Source organism: Pyxidicoccus fallax, assembly GCF_012933655.1.
Lineage (GTDB): Bacteria > Myxococcota > Myxococcia > Myxococcales > Myxococcaceae > Myxococcus > Myxococcus fallax.
Genome location: NZ_JABBJJ010000668.1, coordinates 1 through 1,994, shown reverse-complemented (window position 1 = coordinate 1,994; position 1,994 = coordinate 1). Strand labels below are relative to the sequence as shown.

The 1,994-nt window shown below is 71.8% G+C and carries 1 protein-coding gene and 2 pseudogenes; all 3 read left to right on the top strand.

Translation table 11 applies throughout. The features are described 5' to 3' along the window. A pseudogene (locus tag HG543_RS53320) lies at window positions 1-320 on the top strand (Sec-independent protein translocase TatB); the annotation flags it as partial. Window positions 321-371: 51 nt separating this feature from the next. After that, window positions 372-1,577, top strand: coding sequence for a twin-arginine translocase subunit TatC (tatC, locus tag HG543_RS53315; RefSeq protein WP_169352628.1), 1,206 nt, complete (start codon window positions 372-374; stop codon window positions 1,575-1,577). A 17-nt stretch (window positions 1,578-1,594) separates the two neighbouring features. Further along, window positions 1,595-1,994 (top strand): annotated as a pseudogene (locus tag HG543_RS53310) (potassium transporter TrkA); the annotation flags it as partial.

Below are 1,994 nucleotides of genomic sequence, written 5' to 3'. Positions count from 1 at the left end.
CCACGCCGCTCCCGCCCGTTCCGCCCATCCCCGACATCACCACCGCTCCCACGCCGGAGGCGCCCGCCGGTGCCGCCCCGGAAGCAGGGGTGCCGGGTCCGCAGGCTCCCGTGGAGGCGCCCCAGGCCCCCGCCTCGGGGACGCAGGTGCTGGAGCTGGACGCGACGGGGCCCCGGGAGCTGGCGCCGGCCGCGCTCCACGAGCCCGTGGCCTCCCCGGCGGGCGAACCTTCGACGCCGCGCGAGTCCGCGGCGCTGACCCCTGATGTGCCGGTGCCCGTCCCCGGCACCGTGGCGCGCAACGCGCCGAAACGGAGCTGAGCCCTGAGTCCCCCGCCTCTCTCCCCCGAGTCCTCCGAGCCCGAGCTGCGCATGAGCCTCGCGGAGCACCTCACGGAGCTCCGCTCGCGCCTGCTCAGGTGCACCATCGCGGTGCTGGTGCTGGGCACCGTCTCGCTGCTCTTCGCCAAGCCCATCTTCGGCCTGCTGATGCGGCCGGTGCTGGACGCGCTGCCCGAGGGCAACCGCGCCCTCGTCTACACGTCCGGCATCGAGGAGCTGAACGTCCTCATGAAGGTGGGCGTGTACTGCGGCATCTTCCTCACCACGCCCGTCATCCTCATGCAGCTGTGGGGCTTCGTGTCGCCCGGGCTGTACCCGGAGGAGCGCCGCTTCGCCGCGCCCTTCGTGATGTTCGGCTCCATCGCCTTCATCCTCGGCGCCGCCTTCTGCTACTTCGCGGTGCTGCCCTCCATGTTCAAGTTCCTCCTCAACGAGGAGGAGACGCTCGCGCTGGAGCAGCGGCTGGACATGGCCCGGCTGCGAGCGGACGACGCCCTGCGCTTCCTGCGCATCGGCGACGCGGAGCGCGCGGGCGTGCTCGCGAAGGAGACGAGCGAGGCCCTGCGGGCCACCGGCGAGGGCCAGGCCCCGGCGCCGGAGCTGACGCCGTCGGCCGCGGTGGAGCTGAAGGCCCGGCTGGACGGCCTGGGCAAGCTGGTGGACGCGGCCTCGGACGGCTTCGACGGTTCCGCCCGCGGCGTGCTGCGGCAGGTGGTGGACAAGCGCGTGGAGGCGGTGGCCGCCTACGGCCGGCAGGACTACGCGGCGGCCTCGGAGTCCATGGAGGCCGCGGCCAGCCTGCTGGCAGGCGTGGCGCCCACCCGCACGGAGGAGCTGTCCGGGCTGTGGAAGCTGGAGAAGGAGCTGGCGGCGGCCAACGCGCTGCACGAGGCGGCGCGGTGGACGCGGCCCATGCTGACCATGCACGAGCAGCTGTCGCTGGTGCTGCTGCTCATCCTCGCCTTCGGCGTCATCTTCGAGCTGCCGCTCGTCATGGCGCTGCTGGGCGTGGTGGGCGTGGTGCGGTCGAGCTGGCTCTTCAAGTACCAGCGCCATGCCTTCGTGGTGTGCCTCATCGCCGCGGCCATCATCACCCCCACTGGTGACGTGGTGAACCTGTCGCTGATGGCCGGCCCCATGCTGCTCTGCTACGAGCTGGGCGTGCTGCTGGTGTGGATGGTGGAGCGGCGGCGGGCGCGCAACGCGGCCGAGACTGGCATCACCCCGGTGTCCTGAGCCCGGAGGGGGCCTCCATGGTGGCTGTTCCCCGGGAGCTGCGCGCCAACCTGCGCTACCTGCGGGCGCTCGTGCGCCGCTTCCGCACCACGCTGGTGATGGCCGCGGCGCTGTTCCTGCTGGTGCCCCTGGTGTACCACCTGCGCTACGTGGCGCCGGACGGTGACCGCATCACCTTCGGCGAGGGGCTGCACCACGTCTACTTCCTGCTCTACGGCCAGCCGTCGCTGCCGTACGTGCATGACTGGCTCATCGAGCTGCTCAACCTGGTGATTCCGCCGGTGGGCATCGCGCTGGTGGCCGATGGCGTGGTGCGCTTCGCCTACCTCTTCTTCGCCCGGCACAAGAACGACAAGGAGTGGATTGAAGTGGTCACCGAGACGATGAAGGGCCACGTCGTGGTGTGCGGGGCGGGGC

What these genes read in the sequence shown, in the direction of transcription:
- tatC (WP_169352628.1), top strand. Translation starts at nt 372, where the DNA reads ATGAGCCTCGCGGAGCACCTCACGGAGCTCCGCTCGCGCCTGCTCAGG.